This is a genomic window from Paeniglutamicibacter sp. Y32M11 (assembly GCF_019285735.1).
Taxonomy (GTDB): Bacteria; Actinomycetota; Actinomycetes; order Actinomycetales; family Micrococcaceae; genus Paeniglutamicibacter.
The window spans coordinates 147,572-167,441 of the sequence record NZ_CP079107.1 but is presented as its reverse complement, the minus strand read 5'-3'; the positions used below and the strand labels follow the sequence as shown (position 1 = coordinate 167,441).

The following is a 19,870-nucleotide window of genomic DNA, read 5'->3' as shown; positions in this document are numbered from 1 at the left end:
GAGAGAAATTTGTGCGGCAACTACTTGGTGAACTAGTTACCGCCAAGGGCGATCAGTGGATCGACCTTGGTCACGCGGGAGACGGCGAGCGCAGCTCCGGCAAGTCCCAGCACCACCACCCCAGCAATGGGCAGTAGCGTGGTGGCCGGACTCAGTAGGAAGGGAGCCGCCGCCGCGGCGAGGGAACCACCGAGGATCCCCACACCGCCACCGATTGCCGCGCCGAGCAGGAGCACGATACTCGCCTGGGTGATGGCGTCTCGCAGCACGTAGCTACCGGAACCGCCGAGGGCCTTGAGCACGGCGATGTCGCGGGTGCGCTGTACGGTCCAGACAGTGAGGAAGGCCAGGATCACTAGGGCAGATATGCCATAGAGAAAACCCTGCATCATCAATAGGGAGCCATTTTCGCTCTTGTAAGAACCTAGAGCGGCGTATGATCCGGTGCGGGTAGTGCTCACCGTCGATGCGGCAGCGTTCGCCGCCTCTGTATCAACGGTTGACCCATCCCGGTTGGTCACAGCGATGACGGTTCCGGCCTGAGTCTGATCTCCTAGGTGAGCGAGCTTCGTCCAGGAATCTAGGTCCGTGTAGGCGACCGAGGTGTGGGAGTACCAGTTGTCTGCGGTTACTCCCCCAATACGTAAATCGACCCCGGCCATGGAGATCACGTCTCCGGTTTTGAGCGACAGGTCTTCCGCCACGGATTCACCGATGACGACTTCTCCCTTGGTTATCGGCAATGGTGCGAGGGCGCTGTCCAGCTCAAGGCCGAAGACCGCGACGTTCGTGGTTCCGGTGCTGGTTTCGGACCCTGCTGCCGAACCTTGGAAACGCGTTTGGGTGATACCGATGGCCTGGGCCGAAGCGACGCCTTCACGAGCCTCCCACGTGGCTACTTGCTCGGCCGTGACCTGGCTTTCGGTGAAGGAGGCCTTGGGTTCATTGCCGCTGGCGGCGCCGAAGACAATGCTGTCTACGGGCTCGTCCGCCGATCCAAGATTCTTGAGGGCCGAGGTTGACTGATCACCCAGACCTGCGGTGAGTCCGGAGAGCATGACCAGTAGCAGCGTAATGAGTGCCACCACCGTGCCCATGAGGGCGAAGCGGCCCTTGGCGAAGCGAATATCTCGAATGGCGAGGAACACGATCGGGGTTCTCTTTCGGTGGATGATTCGGGGATTTACCGTTGGCATTTTCCCCTTCTTATCTCCCATCCTCCGACGTTCCTGCTGCTCGCACATCGACCATATGGTCGATTGCTGTGGGCTCGACACTATTCAGGGTCGAGACACGGTGAAGCACTCCCACACGATGAACCGCCGTTGGGTTGTTCCCCTACGTTCGCCATACGCAATCACCCCATAAAATTCGGAAAGGTCCGCATTTTTAGACCCTGCCGAATAGTCCTCAATAGAATCTGTGAAATGGCTTATCCGATTGCCGCACCGCAAAATAGATGCCGTCTAGTTGCCGCAACATCCGATGCCGCGGCATCGGCATATACTCTCTTTAACCCCTAGTCAGCAGGAGTAAAAGTGAGCAGCGTCGTAGAATCTCAGATCACTGAAAGATTTAAGGTAGCGAGGGTCATTCCATTAGTATTTGCAGCGCTAGCCTTCGTTGGAGTACTAGTGATTCCTCTTGCCGAATCCCTGTACGTCTTCGGGCACGTTACAGCAATTGTTTCTTCCCTTACGGCGACTATCTATTTTTTTCTGAAGAAGGATCGGAAAGGTCGGAAAAGCGGATTTTTATTCAGTGTTGGACTACTGGGAATCGCATCTGCCATTGCAGCCAGTTTTTTGCTCTCGTTTGGAAGTAAAACCGGCGCTTCCGGCGACATAGGGGGATTCGCCTTGTGGCTATTTTCTACCATGGGACTGCTTGTAGTGCTAATGATCTCGGCCAGTGAGAAAAGCCTCGAACTGACAAAACGGCGCAGCTAGTCGGTCATTCAATCCAAAATGACCTCCAGTTCCTAGACGTATGGGGTGGCGGTCATTTTAGATACGGACCCTTTCTTCGTGACCTTCCGATCATGACCATTGGCCAAGATTCCTGAACTGCTGCTTCAGGAGCGTCATCCCGGAACTCTCGTGTCATTGACTCATGTGTTCCGGGACGACGTGGCACTCCGCCTCTAGGCTGCGTTGTAGCTAGTTTCCAGAGTTTTTGCGGATCTCGGTGATGATTCCGGAAAAGTCGCGTCCTGCCCCGCCCTCATCGGAAAATTGGCGGTAGATCTGCGCTGCAAGGGGGCCCAGTTGCGCGCTAACTCCCGTGTTTTCTAGTGCATTGAGCGCTAGACCCAGATCCTTAGCCATGAGCGCCCCGGCGAATCCGGGAACATAATCTCGATTCGCTGGTGAGGTAGGTACGGGACCCGGAACCGGACAGTTGGTGGTGACTGCCCAGCATTGTCCCGAGGCCGTGGAAATCACGTCGTACAGCGCCTGATGACTCAACCCCAGTTTTTCACCCAAGACGAAGGCCTCGGCAGCCCCGATCATGGAGATACCCAGCAGCATGTTGTTGCAAATCTTGGCCGCTTGTCCAGCGCCGTGCCCACCGCAATGGACCAGTTTTTTGCCCATGACCTCCAGCAGTACGGTGATCTGGTCCATATCGGATGCGTCGGCACCGATCATGAACGTTAGTGTCCCGGCTTCAGCGCCTACAACGCCACCGGATACCGGGGCGTCGGCGGATCGATGTCCGGCGGCCAGGGCGAGTTCAGCAGCCTCGCGGGCCTGGGCCACATCGATGGTGGAGCAATCGAGGAAGAGGGTGTTTGGCGGGGCCACCTCCAGCAGTCCCGGTGTATCAACTCCGCGATAGGCATCTAGCAGGATCGCCCCCGAAGGGAACATGGTCAGCACGATGGCCGCACCGGTGGCGGCCTCTGCCGCAGTGGTCGCACATGGCAAACCGGCGGCAGTGGCCGCTGCCACGGCTGCCGGAACCACATCAAAGCCCACTACATCAAATCCAGCCTTGAGGAGGTTCACGGCCATGGGTTCCCCCATGTGTCCAAGTCCCAAGAAGGCAATACGGCCCGGCGCTGCGGGTGTCGTTTCGGTCATGTCAGTCCTCCAGTGCTATTCGACGGCGCCACTGAGGGCGCGGGGGTTGAGTTTGAGCTCTCGGTTGCCTAGGGAAGCAAAGCTGGCCTCAACCAACTCCATATCCACCGCTTGAAGCGTGGCGGGGTTCCATATCGGCGCATAATCCTTGTCGATAACTTGGGCTCGGATGCCTTCTGGGAAGTCACTAGAATCCAGGGCACGGAGCCCCACTCGATATTCTTGTTTAAGGACCTCTTCGAGGTCGGTAAGGTTCTTGGCTCGGCGTAGCGAGGCAAGGGTGAGCTTCAGCGCGCTGGGCGACTTTTTGCCCAGCGTCGCCACCGCTGCCCGGGCTTCGTCGTTACCCGCTGCCGCCAACACGTTCAGGTCCACCATGATTTCTTCGACGCTCGAGTGTGCGTAAGCGTCATCAAGCCAAACACGCCAAGATTCGAAATTCGAGGCGGGCACCGGAAGGATGAATCCCGGAAGAATTTCGTCAACCGGCACCGTTTCCAGCGCCACGAAGAGCTCTTCGGCTCGGGCGAAATCGATGAGGTGATCGGCCAGTCCCAGATAGAGCACCTCGGCAGCGCCCAGGTGTTCTCCGGTGAGTGCGGCGTGAGTGCCGCATTCGCCCGGGGAGCGTGAAAGCAGGTACGTTCCGCCGACATCGGGGACAAACCCGATGGTTGTCTCGGGCATCCCACTGCGCGTCCGGGTTGTGACCAGCCGGTGACTGCCGTGGGCCGAGATCCCCACTCCCCCGCCGAGCACCAACCCGTCCATGTAGGCGATGTAGGGCTTGGGATACGACTGGATCAGGGAGTTCAGTGAGTACTCGGTGCTCCAGAACTCCTCGGTTGCCCGGCCACCGGAGGTGATGTCGCGGTAAATCGCCACGATGTCTCCGCCGGCGCAGAGCCCACGTTCCCCCGAGCCGCGCACCAGTACTTGATGCACCGCCGGATCGTTGGCCCAGCGGAGCAGGGTTTCGAGCATGGCAGTCGCCATGGTGGCAGTCAGGGCATTAACCGCACGCGGGCGGTTCAGTGTGATGACACCCAGCGTGCCGCGGACAGCAAAAAGTACTTCGGGTTCACTCATATTATTAACTGCCCTCCGGCATGATGAAGCTCGCACCCTCACGGATACCCGATGGCCAGCGCGTGGTCACGGTCTTGGTCTTGGTGTAGAAGCGGAATCCGTCGGCTCCATGCTGGTTCAAATCCCCAAAGCCCGAGGCCTTCCATCCGCCGAAGGTGTAGTAGGCGATCGGCACCGGGATGGGAACGTTGATTCCCACCATGCCGACCTGCACGCGTGAGGAGAAGTTCCGTGCGGTGTCCCCGTCGCGGGTAAAAATGGAAACTCCGTTGCCAAACTCGTGCTCGGAGGGCAAGCGGAGTGCTTCCTCGTAGTCCTTGGCTCGGATGATGCAAAGCACCGGACCGAATATTTCTTCCTTGTAGATCCGCATGGTTTCGGTGACGTTGTCAAAGAGAGTGGGGCCAATCCAGAAGCCGTTCTCGTGGCCGGGCACGGTTAATCCGCGGCCGTCGACCACCAGTGACGCACCTTCGTCAACACCGATCTGGATGTAGTCTTCGATGCGGTCCTTGGCGCTTTGCGCTACCACCGGGCCAAAATCTGATGCCTCGTCCATGCCGTCACCCACCCTGAGGGTAGCGATGCGTTCAATCAGCTTGGCCACCAGCGCATCGGCAGTTTTTTCACCCACCGGGATGGCCACGGAGATCGCCATGCAGCGTTCTCCCGCGGAACCGTATCCGGCCCCCATGAGCGCATCGGCGACCATGTCCAGATCAGCGTCGGGCATGATGACCATGTGATTTTTTGCGCCACCGAAGCACTGGGCCCGCTTGCCGTTGGCTGCTGCCGTGGCATAGATGCTTTGGGCGATCGGTGTGGAACCCACGAATCCGATGGCCTTGACCCGTGGGTCCTCCAGCAGCACATCAACCGCCTCCTTGTCCCCATTAATGACGTTGAAGATGCCGTCGGGGAGGCCCGCTTCGGTGAAGAGTTCGGCCAGCCGTAGTGGGACGGATGGGTCACGTTCGGAGGGCTTGAGGATGAAGGCGTTGCCCGAGGCGATCGCCGGGCCGGCCTTCCACAGCGGGATCATGGCCGGGAAATTGAATGGGGTAATGCCTGCGACCACACCGAGGGGTTGGCGCATGGAGTGGACGTCTATGTCGCTTCCGGCGCTGTCGGAGAATTCCCCCTTCAACAGGTGTGGGGCGGCGACGCAGAATTCGATGACTTCGAGCCCGCGCTGGATGTCACCCTTGGCGTCGGGGAAGGTTTTGCCATGTTCACTGGTCAGCAGGGCTGCTAGCTCGTCCATATTTGCATACACAAGCTCAACAAACTTGTTCAGAATTCTGGCGCGACGCTGCGGATTTGTCGTACCCCACTGGACCTGCGCTGCTTCGGCGACGGTGATGGCCAGACGGACTTCGTCTCCCGAGGCCAGCGGGAGCCGCGCCTGCACCTGTCCAATGGAGGGGTTGTAGACATCGGCGAAACGGCCGGAGGTGCCGTCGACGTGGGCGCCACCCACATAATGAGTCAGTTCGCGGGTCATGTGATGCTTGCTCCTCAGCAGAATTCGCTAGCACGCGGCAGCTTTATGTGATGGGCGCCACGTCTGATATCCAAAAATATACTCGGACTTCCTACTAAATTGCTAGAGGTACTATTTTTCCCGGACTTTTCTGCCGCAAACCTGAACCCGATCACCGAAGTTGATAGGTTGGGAAGGTGAAGATTGCTACTTGGAACGTGAATTCCCTTCGTGCCCGTGCCGACCGCGTCGAGGACTGGCTGCGACGCTCCGACGTCGATGTCTTGGCCATTCAAGAAACCAAGTGCAAAGACGAGAACTTCCCGTGGGAACTCTTTGAGAACAACGACTACGAGGTAGCTCACTTCGGGGTCAGTCAGTGGAACGGCGTGGCGATCGCCTCCCGCGTGGGCCTTGACAATGTGGAGCGCACCTTTGTTGACCAGCCGACATTCGGCAAGGGCGGCAAGGACCCCGCCCAAGAGGCGCGCGCGATCGCTGCCACCTGCGGAGGCGTCCGCATCTGGAGCCTATACGTACCCAACGGTCGCGCCCTAGAAGACGAACACATGCCGTACAAGCTCTCGTGGCTCGAAAACCTCAATAAGCAGGCGGCCAGCTGGCTGGCAGAAGATCCCGGCGCGCAAGTAGCGCTGATGGGCGACTGGAATATTGCCCCACGCGATGAGGACGTCTGGGACATTGATTTCTTCCGGGAGAACAACATGACCCACGTATCCGCTCCCGAGCGTGCAGCCTTTGAGGCCTTCCTCAAAACCGGCTTCAGCGACGTGGTGCGCCCCTATACCGATACGCCCAAGACCTACACGTACTGGGACTACACGCAGCTGCGCTTCCCAAAGAACGAGGGCATGCGCATCGACTTCACCTTGGCCTCCCCCGCACTAGCGGCCAGGGTCATCGGCGCCAGCATTGACCGCGAGGAACGCAAGGGCAAGGGCGCCTCGGACCACACCCCGGTGATCGTGGAGCTGAGCTAGGCCATGGCCCAGGTAAGCGGAACCCATCGGAAAGCTCTCCCGCCGACCTCTTACCTGCGCATTTTTGAACCATTGCGTGCCTTCTCGGAGGCCGACCAAGCAGTGGCATTGACCACCGGTCGGATCAGCCGCGAGGTACTGGAAGATGCAACGGCCGTCGCCGCACTGAAGCGGCTGACTCGACCGCTTTCAGACCCCTTCCCCCACCTGCACGTGGAGTCTTTCCGCAAACTGGTCACCACAACCTGGGACGGCACGGTTAATACGCTGTACTGTCCCGATCAATTGGCCACACGAGCAATTCTGGCCTCCGAACAACTCGACGGCTCCATGCGTCCGCAGTTGTTAGAACTATTGATTCCCACTGCCGCGCGTGAAGCAAACGCCTCACGCGTAGACAGGCAGCGCTTCACCGATGACGTGGCACATCTGCACACCCGCACGGCCACCTGGGGCGTGCCCTTTGGGTGGCTAATTCTGGTACACGAAGACGATGAGGTCGACGTCATCGAAGACGGCGATGACTTGCTAGCCAGCAGGATCTACACCCCCATGCATCAAGCCCTGGACCGGGTTCGCTATGCGGCGGCGACCCTGGCCATCCACGCGCCGGAGATGGACCTGCTTGACGAACTCGCAGCCCTGAGCGAATGGCTTCAGCTCTTCGACGACGACTCGGTGGTTGAGCTGGACTACGGGCGCATTGCGGCCCTGGTGTGGCCCGATGATTCACCCCATGACCTGCGCTTGGGCATTGAATCGCTGGCCGAGTCGGATATGACCGGAGCCGCGGCCTCCTACCGCAGGCTCTCCAGCCGCTGGTTGGCCGTTCGCCAACTGGCACGAGCAAACTAGCTCAAGACCCTCGTCACTCCACGAGATGAGTCCTCATTGTCGGCGTACGGCCCATCCGATGTCCGGCTTCGTGGCGCCACCTGCCCGGCGAAGATCGCCACGAGGGCAAGCCCGAACCCCACCCACTGCCAAGCCTCAAGATCTTGACCCAAGATCAACGCCCCCAAGCTCGCGGCAACCAGTGGTGAGAGCAGACCAAGGGCGGCGACGGAGGCCACGGGGAGTTTAGCGACGCCGGTGAACCAGAGCGTGTAACTCAGCAGTCCACCAGCGAGCCCCAGCCAGAGGTACCCAGCCAACGCGGTGAGACCAGTGTCGTTTGGAATGCCCTCAAAAAACAGCGTGATAGGCAAGAGGAATAAGCCGCCGGCGGTAAGCTGCCAGCCGGCCAAACCCAGCGCCGGAACCCCGGCCGGACGACCCCACTTCTTGGTGAGGGTGACACCACATGCCATAGATACAGCGCCTAACAATCCGGCTACCAGACCAATCGTATCGAGGGCGGCGGTGGATCGAAGCACCACCAGCGCAACTCCGGCAATGCCGACAGCACCCCACAGCAGGCGCCATGCGGAGAGCCGCTCACGAAGCACCCACACCACAAGGAGGGCGACAATGAGCGGCTGCGCAGCGCCGAGAGTCGCGGCAATTCCACCGGGCAGACGATAGGCGGAAATAAAAAGCAACGGAAAAAATGCCCCGATGTTCAATATGCCAAGCACCACCGAGCGCCACCACCAGGACCCCCGCGGTAGTGCACGGGTCCATGCAATGGCCAAGATTCCCGCAGGCAAAGCCCTCATTAGCGCGGCAAATAGTGGGTGCCCGGTAGGCAGAAGCTCCGAAGTCACCAAATACGTCGTACCCCACACCACTGGTGCGATGGCAGTTATCAGTGTTGTCCGGATCTGATTCACAAAAAACTCCTTAACATTGAATAGTTGAACGTTAAGAAGATTACGCTGGTAGAGTTGCATCGTCAAATAGTTCAACGCTGAAAGGTAGACGGTGGCAGATAGCGTCGACAATATTTTGGATCAGTGGTCAACGGCTCGACCCGACGTTGACGTCAGTCCCATGGGGATCCTGGGACGACTTTCCCGCTTGACCCGACTCCTCGAGCGGGAACAGCACACCGTCTTCAGCCGCCATGGACTGCAACCGGGAGAGTTTGACATCCTCGCTACGCTGCTGCGCGCCGACACCGTAGCGATCGGGCTAACCGCGGGCCAGCTCGCCGAGAGCGCCATGGTCACCTCGGGCGCTATCACCAACAGGCTTGACCGCCTCCTGGCGAAGAAGCTCATTACGCGCGAGACAGATCCGCACTCCCGACGCACAATTCGTGTCGCGCTGACTCCGCAGGGCCTGGAACTGATCGATGCCGCACTTCTAGATCACGTTGCGCACGAAAAAGCCATGCTTTCGGTCATGGATTCCCAGCAGATTTCTCATCTAGAAGACCTACTCCGAGTGCTGCTTGAGCACCATGAGGGCCTCCCGCGAGCCTGAACACTTTGGTGTGGCGACATCAACGCCGCACTATCAAGACGATCTTCCCCGTCTTGGTAGTCTCGATGATGTGTCACTCATTCCACCAGCACTCCTCTTTGCCCTGTACTTCTATCTACGCCACCGGGACCGCCGGATGCTGCGCAACGGAGTGGTACTGGTCGCCGCCTGCTATTTGCTGCTGATAGAAATAGGCCGGCTGCTTTCCCAGTGGGTTCCGGGTGCGGAATACCTCTTCCTCGCCGTTCTCGCGCTGGCGCCTGTCGCAGTTCTGACCCTCTCTGCCGCCCTCATTCATAACGGCGTGGTGATGTTCAAGTCGGAGGGACGGCGGTTGGGTAACATGATCTCGCTTTTGCTGGGGCTACTGCTGATATTCCTGCCCATCTTCGCCCTGCTGCTGGTCCTGACGCTGAATCCGTGGGCCGTCGGGTTTGCGGCCCTGCTCTTTTTCCTGTGCAGCTACTTCGGAGTCGTGTTCGTGGTCTTTCTGGCCTATGCCCTCGCCTACGGGCGCATGCGCTTCACGGAAACACCGCAAGGGATCGTGGTGCTTGGTTCTCGACTCATCGATGGCAAGGTTCCACCGCTGTTGCGTAGCCGCTTGGACAAAGCGTTGGAAATCTACAAAAGCACCACACCACGCCCGCTGCTGATTCCCTCTGGGGGTCAGGGCCACGACGAACCCACTGCCGAGGGCTCGGCCATGGCCGAGTACCTCCTCGAATCAGGGGCTGCCGGGCAGGACATTGTGGTGGAGGATCAAGCAGTGAACACCGAAGAGAACCTGCACCTCTCCGCAAAGCTCTTTGCCCAGGCCGGACGCAGCGGGCCCCTGCTGGCTGTCACCAATAATTACCATGTACTGCGCGCAGCCCTGTTGGCCCGACGGCTGAAGATTGATGCCGAGGTCGTCGGCTCTCCCACGGCTAAGTACTACCTGCCCAGTGCCTTTTTGCGCGAATACGCGGCAGTGCTGGTTGAGCATAAGTGGTTGCACGTCATACTTTTCCTGCCGTTTATGGCGATGACAGCGCTTCTGGTTATGGCGATCATCAACAATCAGTAGCCCGACGCCCCTGCCGTCCTAGATCACCCGTTCGGTTCTCGCGAAGCGCGAGCGCGTCCCGACCACCACGTAGACCAATACCGGGCCACTAACACCCAGTGCGTCCTGAGCAAGCCGAGCTGCTCGGGCGACATCACGACCCAACGGGCCCGGCGCTGTACCCTTGCGCGGTTGCACCTTCACGCGTAGCCCCGCCTCCGGCAACAGATTCCACACGCTAATGTTGATCGAGATGATGTCGCTGCGCTTGCCCAAAAAGTGCCTGAGCATTTGATCCACTGCGTTGGGGGAAATCTCAATGCGACCGGGAGTATTCTCATCGGCAAAGTACTTTGAGACATAGTCGCCCCCGCGCCCCCGACCCTGCACGGTTATCCACCACAACATCACCAGGATGATGCAGATGAGGAACGCGGATATCACGATCCAGACCCAGGAGTCCTTTTGCCCCGGTAGCGTGTTAGTCGTCAGCAGATTGCCGAACCAGGCGCCCGCTCCCGAGGCGATGACCTGCCAGCGCTGGGCATAATCGGCAGCAAGTGCCGTCAGCATCAGGTGCGCTCCGCAAAGTAGCAGAAGGAACCCGATCAGAATCAGTAGGATCCGGTTCAGCAGTCGCGGCGTCTGGTTCATTGGCCAATCACCCCGCTCGAGGACACTCTGATGTGGACCTGAGGTTGCGGTTCAACCAGGTTGGCACGCAGCTCGTCCTCTATGGCTGCCGCGATGCTTGCCGGATCGATAGGTGATCCCGAGGTTGGACTCAGCTGCACCTCAACTCGTTCCCGGTGCACCGTGACCAGCGCCTGCCCCGGTCCTACTCCTGCCGCGGATCTCGCACGGCGCGCCAGCCCTGCGGCCAGTACCTGATCATCAACGATCAATATCGCATCCTCACAGGCCAGGCTGTGCCGGGCACGTCGACCTCGGCGCAAACCATGACTCAGCAGGACCAAACCAATGAGACCGACGCCCAGACCCAAGAGAGCTAGCGCCGCAGGTTCCGTGGCGCCAGGCATGCTCGAAATCCAGCTCCACCACGTTTCGGGAGCGGCCACCATCGGCTCCTGACCGAGTGCTTTGAGCGCCGCCTCGAATAAGGCATAGAGACAGACCAGGATGACAATTATGGCTCCGATGAGCACAGCTGGTGACCGCCCGCTGGTGAGCTCCCGTTCACGAATTTCGTCTAGTTTTGAGACCATCAGCGTCGCCGATCCGTGTCCGCTGCGATGACCCCGGTGACTCGAACGTCAACCTGACTGACGAGGGAGCCGGTGAGGTTGCTAAATCGCTCACCGATGGTGCCGCGCCAAGCACGGACTCGATCAAGCACCGGGAGGCCAGCCCCACCTGAGGTTTCGCCCAAAGGGAGCGGCGTATGGATGGTCAGTGCCAGATATCCGGCGTCGTCACGCAAGAAAGCTCGTACCAATACCGGGTCAACCCCAAAGATTTCCGCCGCCACGGCACGAGCGGTTCCGGTCAGCGCTTGGGCGCTGACCCTCGTGTATCCAGCGCGTGGAACCGATACGGGCACCCGGGCCAAAGATTGTTCACTCATGACGAGGATCGGCGGCCAGTCAGCGCGTCGAGCACGGCGCGAAAATCGACTCTGCCACCGGCAATCCGCGACAATAGGGCACCCAGTGCCATGAACAGCGCCATGAGCAGGAACCCGCCTACTCCATAGCTCAGCGCGGCCCAGGCCAAGATGGCTCCTAGCAGTGCTCCGATAAGTGTTGGTTTCATGCCGAACCTTCCACTGTTGTTTCGCGCATTTTCTCGGACCCCGAGCGGGACGACGGGATGTACACGTCACCGATTTCGATATTGACCTCAATGACTTCGAAATCGGTCAGTTCCTGTACTGCGGTGAAGATTGCTTCGCGAACGGCTGCGGCCAACTCGTGAAGATTTACGCCGTAACGCGCGGTGAGCACTACGTCGATTGCCACCTGCCGGGTGCCCACCTGAACACTGACGCCATGAGCCGGCTCCTGGGAGGAGCCAACCGCGCCCCGCAAGGCACCAAGAGCTCGAGAAGTACCCAAACCCATTGCATGTACGCCTGAAATTCCGCGTGCGGCTGCCGCAGCAACTTTCGCTACGGCCAGATCGGTGATTTTGGTTGTTCCGCTGACTTCAGTCTCGGGCACGTTGTGCACTAGTTCTGTTCGCTCCATGACTACGGCCCCCTCTGCGCTTGCCGCTCGTTCCTCGGCTTTAATCCCAGCCTACAACCGAACGTGACGGACGTCGCTAGAATTATTTCGCGGGAACGGTGGTCAGCGCCGCGAAAATCGTGGGACGATGCGCAAACCGGACTCAAAGCGATGCCGACTATCGATACCTATATATAGGTGCTATTTTCGACATTCGCATAGTTAAAGCAAAAACCCCCTTGTTTCCAAGAGGGCTTTAGATGGTGGCTCCGACCGGCGTCGATCCGGTGACCTTTCGATTTTCAGTCGAACGCTCTACCAACTGAGCTACAGAGCCTGGCATCATCAGGCTAGATGATCACCCGATCTTCTGGCGAACCAGAAAACCAAAGCGACCCTGACGGGACTTGAACCCGCGACCTCCGCCGTGACAGGGCGGCGCGCTAACCAACTGCGCTACAGGGCCTTATTCGCGAAGTCTCCCTCGCTCACAAGACAAGAACTCTACCAGAGCTTTTCGCTCTCGCATAATCCAGGTTTCATGCGTACCCCCAACGGGATTCGAACCCGTGCCGCCGCCGTGAAAGGGCGGTGTCCTAGGCCGCTAGACGATGGGGGCTCAGGAACCACCGCGTTGGATTTCTCCGCCGCAGTGGACTCAAATAACTATAGGGGTAAATTTCCCAGCGCGCAAAACGAAACGGCAGTGACGCTCGACACGGTCGGTTTTTCCCTGATTTTCGGGGCAACACCTCCCTTCGCGTAACCGCGAGAAAAGTCGACAAATGCTGGGTAGAGTTCACGACATGGGGTACACAATGACCGAAGATGAGTTTGAACTGGTGGCCGAACGCGCTCTGGGCCAATTACCCGCAGCGTTGCTGTCCATGATGGAAAACGTCGCAATCTTCATCGAAGACGCCTACACCCCGCTTCCGGGCGAAGATCCCGACACCAAACTCCTAGGGCTTTATGAAGGCACTGCTCTCACGGACCGCGATTCGGGGTGGGGCGCCGGAGCCATGCCTGACCGAATCACCATCTACAAGGATGCGATTCTCGAAATTTGCTCAACCGAGAAACAGGTTGAGGAAGAAGTCGGCATAACGATCGTCCATGAAATCGCCCACCACTTCGGCATCGACGACGACAGGCTCCACCAACTCGGCTGGGGTTAGCAGACTACCGGTCTCGTCCCGGCAAAACGCAGAGTCCTTTGACCCGCAGGGCGCTAGAGCCGCGATGTACCCTAACCCGCTGAGGACCTTGCTCCTGAAGCCGCATGGCGTCCTCCGCTGTCATGATCCGGGCCGACCCTAGAGCGCGCACCGGTCAAGCCAACCGCTCAATAACGTGGGCCCAGGATATCCCTGCGGACTGCAGAGACGAATACCCCTCTGAGCCCGGCCGCCCGACCTATTTCAACTTCTCCGGGTTACTCCGGGCAGGTGCTGGTCAGGGGTGGCAAAAGTCTGCAGTGAGACCTCAGGTCGCAGTGCTAGAGCAACTCGGCGCAGGCAAAGCTAACGATCAACCGCTGGACGGCTTTTATTAGGTTGCGCTGCACATCGGGAGCAGTCGTCGAAGCTCTGCCCGCAAACAAGCGGCCAAAATCTCGCTACCTAAGATGAATAGTGCATGCATTCGTAACATCCTTGATTAGCTGAGCCGTCGCTAAACGCGCTATTTGGTTGCTTCGAGCGCTCGCGACGACGATCCCGACACTCCGCTCTGACTATGAATGATCCGAGTAGGGCCGCTACATTACTGTCCATTACACCCGTATATATACGGAAGATCTCGGTATAATTACACGGATGTTATTGTAATTTTTGTTGTTACTGCTGTTGCCAGTGTGAATAGTTATCCCATAGGGTGCTATAGGTAGCAGCGATCAGGCCACACCGTTCTGGCCATACTTCTCGCACATTCTGGAGAACTACAAACGGATCGCCGCGGTAAGGAATTACACGGCATGGCAATCAGGGAAACACTAGGCGTTGCTGCGTGCGCAATCGCGCTGGCAGCCACCTGCTTTACGGGCGTACTCCCGGCAGCTGCAGCACCGCTGACCACACCCGGTTCGGTCACCGTATTGGCATCGCCCGGCGCCAACGATTCGTCGTTGCCCTCGCAGGCAGAGCTCGAAGCCGCCAAATCCGACCCCGCAGCACTGAAAGCGTTAGTTGCACAGCTTGAATCCGGAATTGAATCCGGACGCCAAAATATCATCACTGCCGAAGCCGCAGCGCTAGACGCTCAGGATAATTTGCTGGCGGCAGATGAACTGGTTGCTAAACGCACCCAGATTGCAGCCGACGCGAAGGCCGAAGCCAGCAAGGCCACCGAATACCTGCTCACAAGCAAGAAGGACGTGGGCGCCCTAGCTTCGGACGTGTACCGCAATGGTGGCGTGAGCCCCGGCGTGACCACCATGTTGGAAGACGGCAAAGAAAACGACGTTCTCTACAAGGCCTCCACCATGGATGCGCTGAGCGCCAACCGAACGCAAACCGTCAGCAATGCCGAGGATGCTGCAGCGCTGTGGACCGCCTGGCAGGACTACGCCTCGGAAGCAGCCACTGCCGCCGACGAAGCTACCGCAGCCCAGCGCACGGCCGCCGACACAGCATCTACTACACTCGCCAGCTACCAGGGCTCCGTTGAGCCACAGGAGAAGCTGCGCGCAGAGATCATTGGTCAGCTCGCCTTCCTCCACGAGGTTGATGTTCAGAAGGAAGCCGAGCGCATTGCCGCCAAGGAAGCTGACGCCGAGGCCGAACGGCTACAGTCGTTAATCGACAACATGCCCCAAGCGGCCCCGCTCACGATCAAGGAAACGGACACCACCGAGGTAGTGCCCCTGGCTGCCCCGCCAGCTGTTCCGGATCCGACCGACCAGAAGCAAACATTGGTCCCCAAGGCCGCAGAACCGAAGGCACCGCAGGTATCTGTACCGGACCCCGAGCCTCAAACTCTCAAGCCTGCCCCGGTTCCGGAACCGACAGTGGTTTCAGAACCGACCAAAGCACCGGAACCAACGAAGGCTCCGGAACCAAAAGCAACGGCAAAACCAAAGCCGAAGGCCACCCCCACTCCCGAGGCAACCCCGACGCCCAAGGCAACGCCGAAGCCGAAAGCTACACCGAAGCCCAAGGCCACGCCAAAGCCGAAGGCAACTCCAAAGCCGACGCCCAAGCCAGAGCCGAAACCAACCCCTAAGCCGACGCCGAAGCCCACTCCGAAGCCGGAGCCAAAGCCGGAGCCGACTCAAGAGGCCGATGCCCCTTCGTCATCTGGCAACTACAACGCCGCCATTTCTTGGGGCACCATGATCGCCAACGACAGTTCCAAGGGCTACATCTTTGGTGCAAACGGCCCAAACAACTTCGACTGCTCGTCCTTCTCCCAGGCCGCATTCGCCAAGTCGGGCATCAGCCTGCCGCGTACATCGTCACAGCAATATGCTTCGGCCCCGCAGCATATTCCGCTCAGCCAGTTGCAGCGTGGGGATCTGGTGTTCTCGTCTTCCAACGGCGGTAGCTCGTTCTATCACGTAGCCATCTACCTCGGCAACGGTCAGGTGCTGCATGCACGTAACCCCGCCTCTGGCATTTCGGTGACGCCGTTGAGCTGGGTCAACAACCTGCACTCCTACGCGGCACGGTACTAAGGGATAGCTTCCCTACCCAAAAGGAGGTCCTCGCAACCATTGGTTGCGAGGACCTCCTTTATTGGATTTGAGTCGGACTTAATTAGGCGCCGTTAGCCCTGTCCTCAAACTCCTGACGGGTAGCCAAGCGCGGGTCCTCCCCGTCCGGTACCACCATGACGGGGCCCTTGGAGTGGTGCAGCACACCCTGGCTGGTCGAGCCCAGTAGCATGCCGGCAAAACCACCGCGGCCACGGGAACCCGTCACCAAAAGCTGGGCCGTTTGGGATTCGCGGATTAGGATTTCCACCGGGGATCCGTCGATCACGTCTGTCTCGATCTCAAGGTCTGGGAACAAACTCTGCAGCCAGGCCTTGCCGATGCCCATCTGGTGGCGCACATCGGCTGTGACGGCCTCCTGATCCACCGTTGCCGGCATCCAGGCCAGCGCTCCGCTGATGGGAGCCAAGGCGCACACAACGCGCAGGGCCAATCCCCGGGTGGCGGCCAATTCGGCGGCGACCAGCACGGCCAATCGCGCTCGGTCCGATCCGTCAACACCAACGACGATCCGATCCAGCACCTGGACGGCGTTATCGTCGCGCTTGGACACATACAGCGGGACCACGACGGTGGGGCACTTTGCATGGGCCGGAAGCGCACTGGATACCGAGCCGAGCAGCCTTCCGACAAATCCTCCGCGGCCACGGGTGCCCACCACCACGAGCTCAGCTGTGCTGCTCAAATCAAGTAATACGCCCGCCGGGTCGCCCGACTCGATGTAGGTGCGGACCGTGAGACCCTCATCCGTGATCGTGGCCCGCGCCTGACGAACCACTTCCTCGGCGCCGTTACGGATCATTTGATCGTCAAGAGTGGCATAGCCGGCATCCATGGAGGATGCAGCGAAAACCGGGATCGTATAGGCAGTGACGATGTTCAGCACACTTCCTCGGCGCTTAGCCTCTTCAGCGGCCCACTTCAGGGCGCACAGGCCCTGGTCGGAACCATCAACACCGACAACAATTCCCTCGATAGCCTCGGCGTCACCCTGGGCCCTATTGTTTTCACTCATCGTCTTCACTCCTTCGTGTCACGGACTGAGTCATCGCGGGCTTCCTCACGTGAGGCCCCACACACCCATTGTTCACCACTGTGTGACGTGGGTCTATCTATCGATGAGCGTGGCGCATTTCTCGGCGATATTTTCGCCTAGAGGCGTAAGGCCGAACTACAATTCCCCTATGCCCTCTCAGCAAAAGACCCTGCCCCCCAAGACTGAAGTGTCACGTCTGGACCGCTATTTTAAGGTCACCGAACGTGGATCAACCTACTCGCGTGAGATCCGTGGCGGCTTCGCAACGTTCTTCGCCATGAGCTATATCGTGGTGCTCAACCCACTGATCCTCGCCGGAGCCGATTCAAATGGTGACTCTCTGGGATCCGCCCGTGTAGCCGCCGTAACCGCATTGGTCGCCGGCGTGATGACCATTCTGATGGGCGCGTGGGCCAAGCACCCCTTCGCCATGGCCGCGGGATTGGGCGTCAACGCCTTTATTGCCGTCACGGTTGCCACCAACCCGGGCCTTACTTGGCCAGATGTCATGGGTCTTGTTGTCATTTCCGGCCTCACCATGTTGGTGCTGGTCCTCACCGGCTTCCGTACCGCGGTGTTTAACGCGGTACCGCAGAGCCTGAAGTCCGCCATCGTGGTGGGCATTGGTATGTTCATTGCCCTCATTGGCTTGGTCAACTCCGGTTTCGTACGCCGTATCCCCGATGCAGCAGGAACCACCGTACCCGTCGGCCTGGGCTATGACGGTGCGCTGACCGGTTGGCCGATCCTGGTCTTTGTCGTCGGACTGCTGCTCACCGTGGCACTGGTAGTGCGCAAGGTACGTGGGGCCATCCTGATCGGCATTGTGGTCTCCGCTGTCCTGGCCAACATCCTTGAAGCAGTTTTCAAGATCGGCCCCTCCTTCGACGGAACCACCGCCAACCCGCAGGGCTGGTCGTTGGTGGCCCCGGCACTGCCCGAATGGGCGCTGCCGGATCTCTCCCTACTGGGGCAGGCCAATCTCTTTGGTGCCTTCAGCACACTGGGCGCCACCTCCGCACTGCTGCTGGCCTTCGTCATCCTGCTCTCGATCTTCTTCGACGCCATGGGCACCATGGTGGGCCTGTCCAACGAGGCCGGAACCGTCGATAAGGATGGCAACATCCCGGACGTTGACAAGGTGCTCTTGGTAGATGCCCTGGGTGCAGTTGTTGGCGGCGGCGCCTCGGCTTCGTCCAACCAGATCTATGTTGAATCCGGTGCGGGGATCGGCGAGGGTGCCCGCACGGGACTGGCCTCGATCGTCACCGGCGTGCTGTTCATCGCCGCGATGTTCCTGACCCCGTTGATCCACCTGGTTCCGTTCGAGGCAGTGGCTCCGGCCCTGGTTGTTGTCGGCTTCATGATGATCTCCCACGTCTCGAAGATCGAATGGGACGACCTGGGCGTGGCCATCCCCGCATTCCTGACCTTCGTCTTGATGCCCTTCACCTACTCGATTGCCAACGGCATCGGTGCTGGCTTTGTATCCTTCGTGTTCATCCGCGCCATCCAGGGCCGTGCCCGCGAAGTTCACCCGTTGATGTGGGCAGTTGCAGCAGCCTTCGTGCTCTTCTTCGGCATTGGAGTCATCGAACAGGCCATGGGCGTCTAATTAGAGCACCCAAACGCAGGACAAATGCAGCGGGCCGTGGGGAACAAAAGTTCCCCACGGCCCGCAGCATTTTTCGTGGCATGCGTTGGCTACTTCACGCCAAGTCTCCACAGCGAGGTTACTTCGGCTGAACGCTGAGCATGGAACGGGTCGGAGGCATCCACGGCACGGCCATGGGATGGGACGGTGTCATCGCGTCCCAGCACCACCAGTCCAGCGGCTTGAATCCACCCCAACAGCTCGTCGCGACTGCGCAGTCCCAGCCGTTCGGCCAGATCGGAAATGACCAGCCAGCCTTCGCCACCGGGCACCAAGTGCTCGGGGAGGGATTTGAGGAAGGCTCGCAGCATCGCGGACTTCGGGTCATAGATCGCGTAGTCAAGGAGTGTGGCGGGGGTGCCCGGCAACCACGGTGGGTTACACACCACAACATCCGCCCGACCCTCGGGGAACATGTCCTGTTTGATGGCCACGGCCCTGTCCTCAAGGCCCAGCGTTTGGAACGTCTGCGTGGCGCAGGCGATCGCGCGATCCTGCGAATCTGTGCCGATCACCCGTTCCACACCACGCTTGGCAAGAATCGCTGCCAGCACGCCCGTGCCGGTGCCGATGTCAAAGCCCAGCCCCAATCCGGGCAGCTCCGCTCGAGCGACCAGTTCCAGGTACTCCCCCCGAATCGGGGCGAAAGTGCCGTAATGCGGGTGGATCTTGGCATCCAGCGCCGCGATGTGTAATCCGGTGGAGCGCCACTGTTGAGCGCCGATGGCACCAAGCAATTCCTGCAACGGCACCACCGCATCGGACTCAAGGTGACCGAAGGCGTTGGTCCAGGCCTCGGTAACATCTGGCGCCCGACGCAGCGACACGGCAGGGCCGGCGCCGAGGGGCACGAGCAGCATGGAAAGGATCCGAGCCCGGTGTGTGCGCGCCTGGCGGTACTTGTAGAAGCGCTCAGCGGTGGATAGCGGTGCGGTTTTGCGCTTGGCCTTGGCTCCGTCCGGGATTCGGCGTGAGATGGCGCTGAGCAGTTGTCGGGCATTGTGGTAATCCCCGGTGAACAGCATGCCGGTGCCGGAGGTGGCCAGCTTGTAGGCGTCGTCGGCCCCCAACGTGTCATCAACCGGCAGGATGCTTTTGGGCGGTGCCGCGTTGTTGGATGAGGACCAAAGCGCGGTGCGCTCCTGGCCCTCGACGCTCCAGGAAACTGTGATGGGGGTGTTCATGACGGCGCTGGAGCTCCTGCTCGA

Annotated in this window: 20 protein-coding genes and 3 tRNA genes; 8 read left to right on the top strand and 15 right to left on the bottom strand. The window is 59.7% G+C overall.

The window, feature by feature from the left end; genetic code table 11:
- Positions 1-32: 32 nt before the first annotated feature.
- The gene (locus KUF55_RS00805) at positions 33-1,148 is read right to left on the bottom strand and encodes an ABC transporter permease (RefSeq protein WP_218818660.1); all 1,116 of its coding nucleotides are present in this window, start codon (positions 1,146-1,148) and stop codon (positions 33-35) included.
- 390 nt (positions 1,149-1,538) lie between these two features.
- Between KUF55_RS00805 and KUF55_RS00800 the strand changes: the two genes are divergently transcribed.
- Positions 1,539-1,949: a hypothetical protein gene (locus tag KUF55_RS00800; RefSeq protein ID WP_218817698.1), complete on the top strand. Its 411-nt coding sequence runs from the start codon at positions 1,539-1,541 to the stop codon at positions 1,947-1,949.
- 210 nt (positions 1,950-2,159) lie between these two features.
- Here the strand turns inward: KUF55_RS00800 and mmsB are convergent, their stop codons facing one another.
- From mmsB to KUF55_RS00785, 3 genes are read right to left on the bottom strand one after another with little or no spacing between them, the layout of a single operon-like run.
- Positions 2,160-3,086 carry a 3-hydroxyisobutyrate dehydrogenase gene (mmsB, locus tag KUF55_RS00795; protein ID WP_132364136.1) on the bottom strand — a complete coding sequence of 309 codons (927 nt, stop codon included), beginning with the start codon at positions 3,084-3,086 and terminating at the stop codon, positions 2,160-2,162.
- Between the two features lie 15 nt (positions 3,087-3,101).
- Positions 3,102-4,175: an enoyl-CoA hydratase/isomerase family protein gene (locus KUF55_RS00790; RefSeq protein ID WP_132364134.1), complete on the bottom strand. Its 1,074-nt coding sequence runs from the start codon at positions 4,173-4,175 to the stop codon at positions 3,102-3,104.
- Positions 4,176-4,179: 4 nt separating this feature from the next.
- Complete coding sequence (locus tag KUF55_RS00785; RefSeq protein ID WP_218817697.1) at positions 4,180-5,679, bottom strand: CoA-acylating methylmalonate-semialdehyde dehydrogenase; 1,500 nt, start codon at positions 5,677-5,679, stop codon at positions 4,180-4,182.
- 176 nt (positions 5,680-5,855) lie between these two features.
- On the opposite strand from KUF55_RS00785, the gene KUF55_RS00780 reads away from it, so the two are divergent.
- Positions 5,856-6,659: an exodeoxyribonuclease III gene (locus KUF55_RS00780; RefSeq protein WP_218817696.1), complete on the top strand. Its 804-nt coding sequence runs from the start codon at positions 5,856-5,858 to the stop codon at positions 6,657-6,659.
- Between the two features lie 3 nt (positions 6,660-6,662).
- A complete protein-coding gene (locus KUF55_RS00775) occupies positions 6,663-7,514 on the top strand; it encodes a hypothetical protein (RefSeq protein ID WP_132364128.1) in 852 nt (283 codons plus the stop codon).
- Here the strand turns inward: KUF55_RS00775 and KUF55_RS00770 are convergent.
- Entirely contained in the window at positions 7,511-8,431 is a 921-nt protein-coding gene (locus tag KUF55_RS00770) for an EamA family transporter (protein WP_255557208.1), read from the bottom strand. The genes KUF55_RS00775 and KUF55_RS00770 overlap by 4 nt on opposite strands.
- A 91-nt stretch (positions 8,432-8,522) precedes the next feature.
- Here KUF55_RS00770 and KUF55_RS00765 point away from each other — a divergent pair, with 91 nt between their 5' ends.
- Positions 8,523-9,026 (top strand): MarR family winged helix-turn-helix transcriptional regulator, encoded by a 504-nt coding sequence (locus KUF55_RS00765; protein WP_218817694.1) that lies wholly within the window; start codon positions 8,523-8,525, stop codon positions 9,024-9,026.
- A 70-nt stretch (positions 9,027-9,096) separates the two neighbouring features.
- Positions 9,097-10,095 (top strand): YdcF family protein, encoded by a 999-nt coding sequence (locus tag KUF55_RS00760; protein WP_255557206.1) that lies wholly within the window; start codon positions 9,097-9,099, stop codon positions 10,093-10,095.
- A gap of 18 nt (positions 10,096-10,113) precedes the next feature.
- On the opposite strand, the gene KUF55_RS00755 is transcribed toward KUF55_RS00760, so the two are convergent.
- From KUF55_RS00755 to KUF55_RS00720, 8 genes are all read right to left on the bottom strand, one after another.
- Entirely contained in the window at positions 10,114-10,728 is a 615-nt protein-coding gene (locus KUF55_RS00755) for a hypothetical protein (protein ID WP_218817693.1), read from the bottom strand.
- Positions 10,725-11,300 (bottom strand): hypothetical protein, encoded by a 576-nt coding sequence (locus KUF55_RS00750; protein ID WP_218817692.1) that lies wholly within the window; start codon positions 11,298-11,300, stop codon positions 10,725-10,727. The genes KUF55_RS00755 and KUF55_RS00750 overlap by 4 nt, the downstream gene beginning before the upstream one ends.
- Positions 11,300-11,659, bottom strand: coding sequence for a hypothetical protein (locus tag KUF55_RS00745; protein ID WP_218817691.1), 360 nt, complete (start codon positions 11,657-11,659; stop codon positions 11,300-11,302). Before KUF55_RS00745 ends, KUF55_RS00750 begins: the two co-directional genes overlap by 1 nt.
- Positions 11,656-11,847 (bottom strand): hypothetical protein, encoded by a 192-nt coding sequence (locus KUF55_RS00740; protein WP_168152065.1) that lies wholly within the window; start codon positions 11,845-11,847, stop codon positions 11,656-11,658. Before KUF55_RS00740 ends, KUF55_RS00745 begins: the two co-directional genes overlap by 4 nt.
- The gene (locus KUF55_RS00735; RefSeq protein ID WP_132364114.1) at positions 11,844-12,281 is read right to left on the bottom strand and encodes an Asp23/Gls24 family envelope stress response protein; all 438 of its coding nucleotides are present in this window, start codon (positions 12,279-12,281) and stop codon (positions 11,844-11,846) included. Before KUF55_RS00735 ends, KUF55_RS00740 begins: the two co-directional genes overlap by 4 nt.
- 240 nt (positions 12,282-12,521) lie before the next feature.
- Positions 12,522-12,597 (bottom strand) — tRNA-Phe (locus KUF55_RS00730).
- A 55-nt stretch (positions 12,598-12,652) separates the two neighbouring features.
- Positions 12,653-12,726: transfer RNA gene (locus KUF55_RS00725), tRNA-Asp, on the bottom strand.
- 80 nt (positions 12,727-12,806) lie between these two features.
- Positions 12,807-12,879, bottom strand: a tRNA-Glu gene (locus KUF55_RS00720).
- Positions 12,880-13,078: 199 nt separating this feature from the next.
- Between KUF55_RS00720 and KUF55_RS00715 the strand changes: the two genes are divergently transcribed.
- Together KUF55_RS00715 and KUF55_RS00710 are read left to right on the top strand one after the other, a co-directional pair.
- Positions 13,079-13,438, top strand: coding sequence for a metallopeptidase family protein (locus KUF55_RS00715; RefSeq protein ID WP_255557205.1), 360 nt, complete (start codon positions 13,079-13,081; stop codon positions 13,436-13,438).
- Positions 13,439-14,235: 797 nt separating this feature from the next.
- Complete coding sequence (locus KUF55_RS00710; protein ID WP_218817690.1) at positions 14,236-15,933, top strand: NlpC/P60 family protein; 1,698 nt, start codon at positions 14,236-14,238, stop codon at positions 15,931-15,933.
- Between the two features lie 82 nt (positions 15,934-16,015).
- On the opposite strand, the gene KUF55_RS00705 is transcribed toward KUF55_RS00710, so the two are convergent.
- Entirely contained in the window at positions 16,016-16,987 is a 972-nt protein-coding gene (locus tag KUF55_RS00705) for a universal stress protein (RefSeq protein WP_132364108.1), read from the bottom strand.
- A gap of 169 nt (positions 16,988-17,156) precedes the next feature.
- Between KUF55_RS00705 and KUF55_RS00700 the strand changes: the two genes are divergently transcribed.
- Entirely contained in the window at positions 17,157-18,623 is a 1,467-nt protein-coding gene (locus tag KUF55_RS00700) for an NCS2 family permease (protein ID WP_132364106.1), read from the top strand.
- An 89-nt stretch (positions 18,624-18,712) separates the two neighbouring features.
- On the opposite strand, the gene KUF55_RS00695 is transcribed toward KUF55_RS00700, so the two are convergent.
- The gene (locus KUF55_RS00695) at positions 18,713-19,846 is read right to left on the bottom strand and encodes a class I SAM-dependent methyltransferase (protein WP_218817689.1); all 1,134 of its coding nucleotides are present in this window, start codon (positions 19,844-19,846) and stop codon (positions 18,713-18,715) included.
- Positions 19,847-19,870 lie beyond the last annotated feature (24 nt).

Bases quoted from the DNA above. Each gene is read 5' to 3' on its own strand.
- mmsB (WP_132364136.1), bottom strand. From the start codon at position 3,086: ATGACCGAAACGACACCCGCAGCGCCGGGCCGTATTGCCTTCTTGGGA.
- KUF55_RS00790 (WP_132364134.1), bottom strand. From the start codon at position 4,175: ATGAGTGAACCCGAAGTACTTTTTGCTGTCCGCGGCACGCTGGGTGTC.
- KUF55_RS00785 (WP_218817697.1), bottom strand. From the start codon at position 5,679: ATGACCCGCGAACTGACTCATTATGTGGGTGGCGCCCACGTCGACGGC.
- KUF55_RS00775 (WP_132364128.1), top strand. From the start codon at position 6,663: ATGGCCCAGGTAAGCGGAACCCATCGGAAAGCTCTCCCGCCGACCTCT.
- KUF55_RS00755 (WP_218817693.1), bottom strand. From the start codon at position 10,728: ATGAACCAGACGCCGCGACTGCTGAACCGGATCCTACTGATTCTGATC.
- KUF55_RS00750 (WP_218817692.1), bottom strand. From the start codon at position 11,300: ATGGTCTCAAAACTAGACGAAATTCGTGAACGGGAGCTCACCAGCGGG.
- KUF55_RS00745 (WP_218817691.1), bottom strand. From the start codon at position 11,659: ATGAGTGAACAATCTTTGGCCCGGGTGCCCGTATCGGTTCCACGCGCT.
- KUF55_RS00740 (WP_168152065.1), bottom strand. From the start codon at position 11,847: ATGAAACCAACACTTATCGGAGCACTGCTAGGAGCCATCTTGGCCTGG.
- KUF55_RS00735 (WP_132364114.1), bottom strand. From the start codon at position 12,281: ATGGAGCGAACAGAACTAGTGCACAACGTGCCCGAGACTGAAGTCAGC.
- KUF55_RS00715 (WP_255557205.1), top strand. From the start codon at position 13,079: ATGACCGAAGATGAGTTTGAACTGGTGGCCGAACGCGCTCTGGGCCAA.
- KUF55_RS00710 (WP_218817690.1), top strand. From the start codon at position 14,236: ATGGCAATCAGGGAAACACTAGGCGTTGCTGCGTGCGCAATCGCGCTG.
- KUF55_RS00705 (WP_132364108.1), bottom strand. From the start codon at position 16,987: ATGAGTGAAAACAATAGGGCCCAGGGTGACGCCGAGGCTATCGAGGGA.
- KUF55_RS00700 (WP_132364106.1), top strand. From the start codon at position 17,157: ATGCCCTCTCAGCAAAAGACCCTGCCCCCCAAGACTGAAGTGTCACGT.
- KUF55_RS00695 (WP_218817689.1), bottom strand. From the start codon at position 19,846: ATGAACACCCCCATCACAGTTTCCTGGAGCGTCGAGGGCCAGGAGCGC.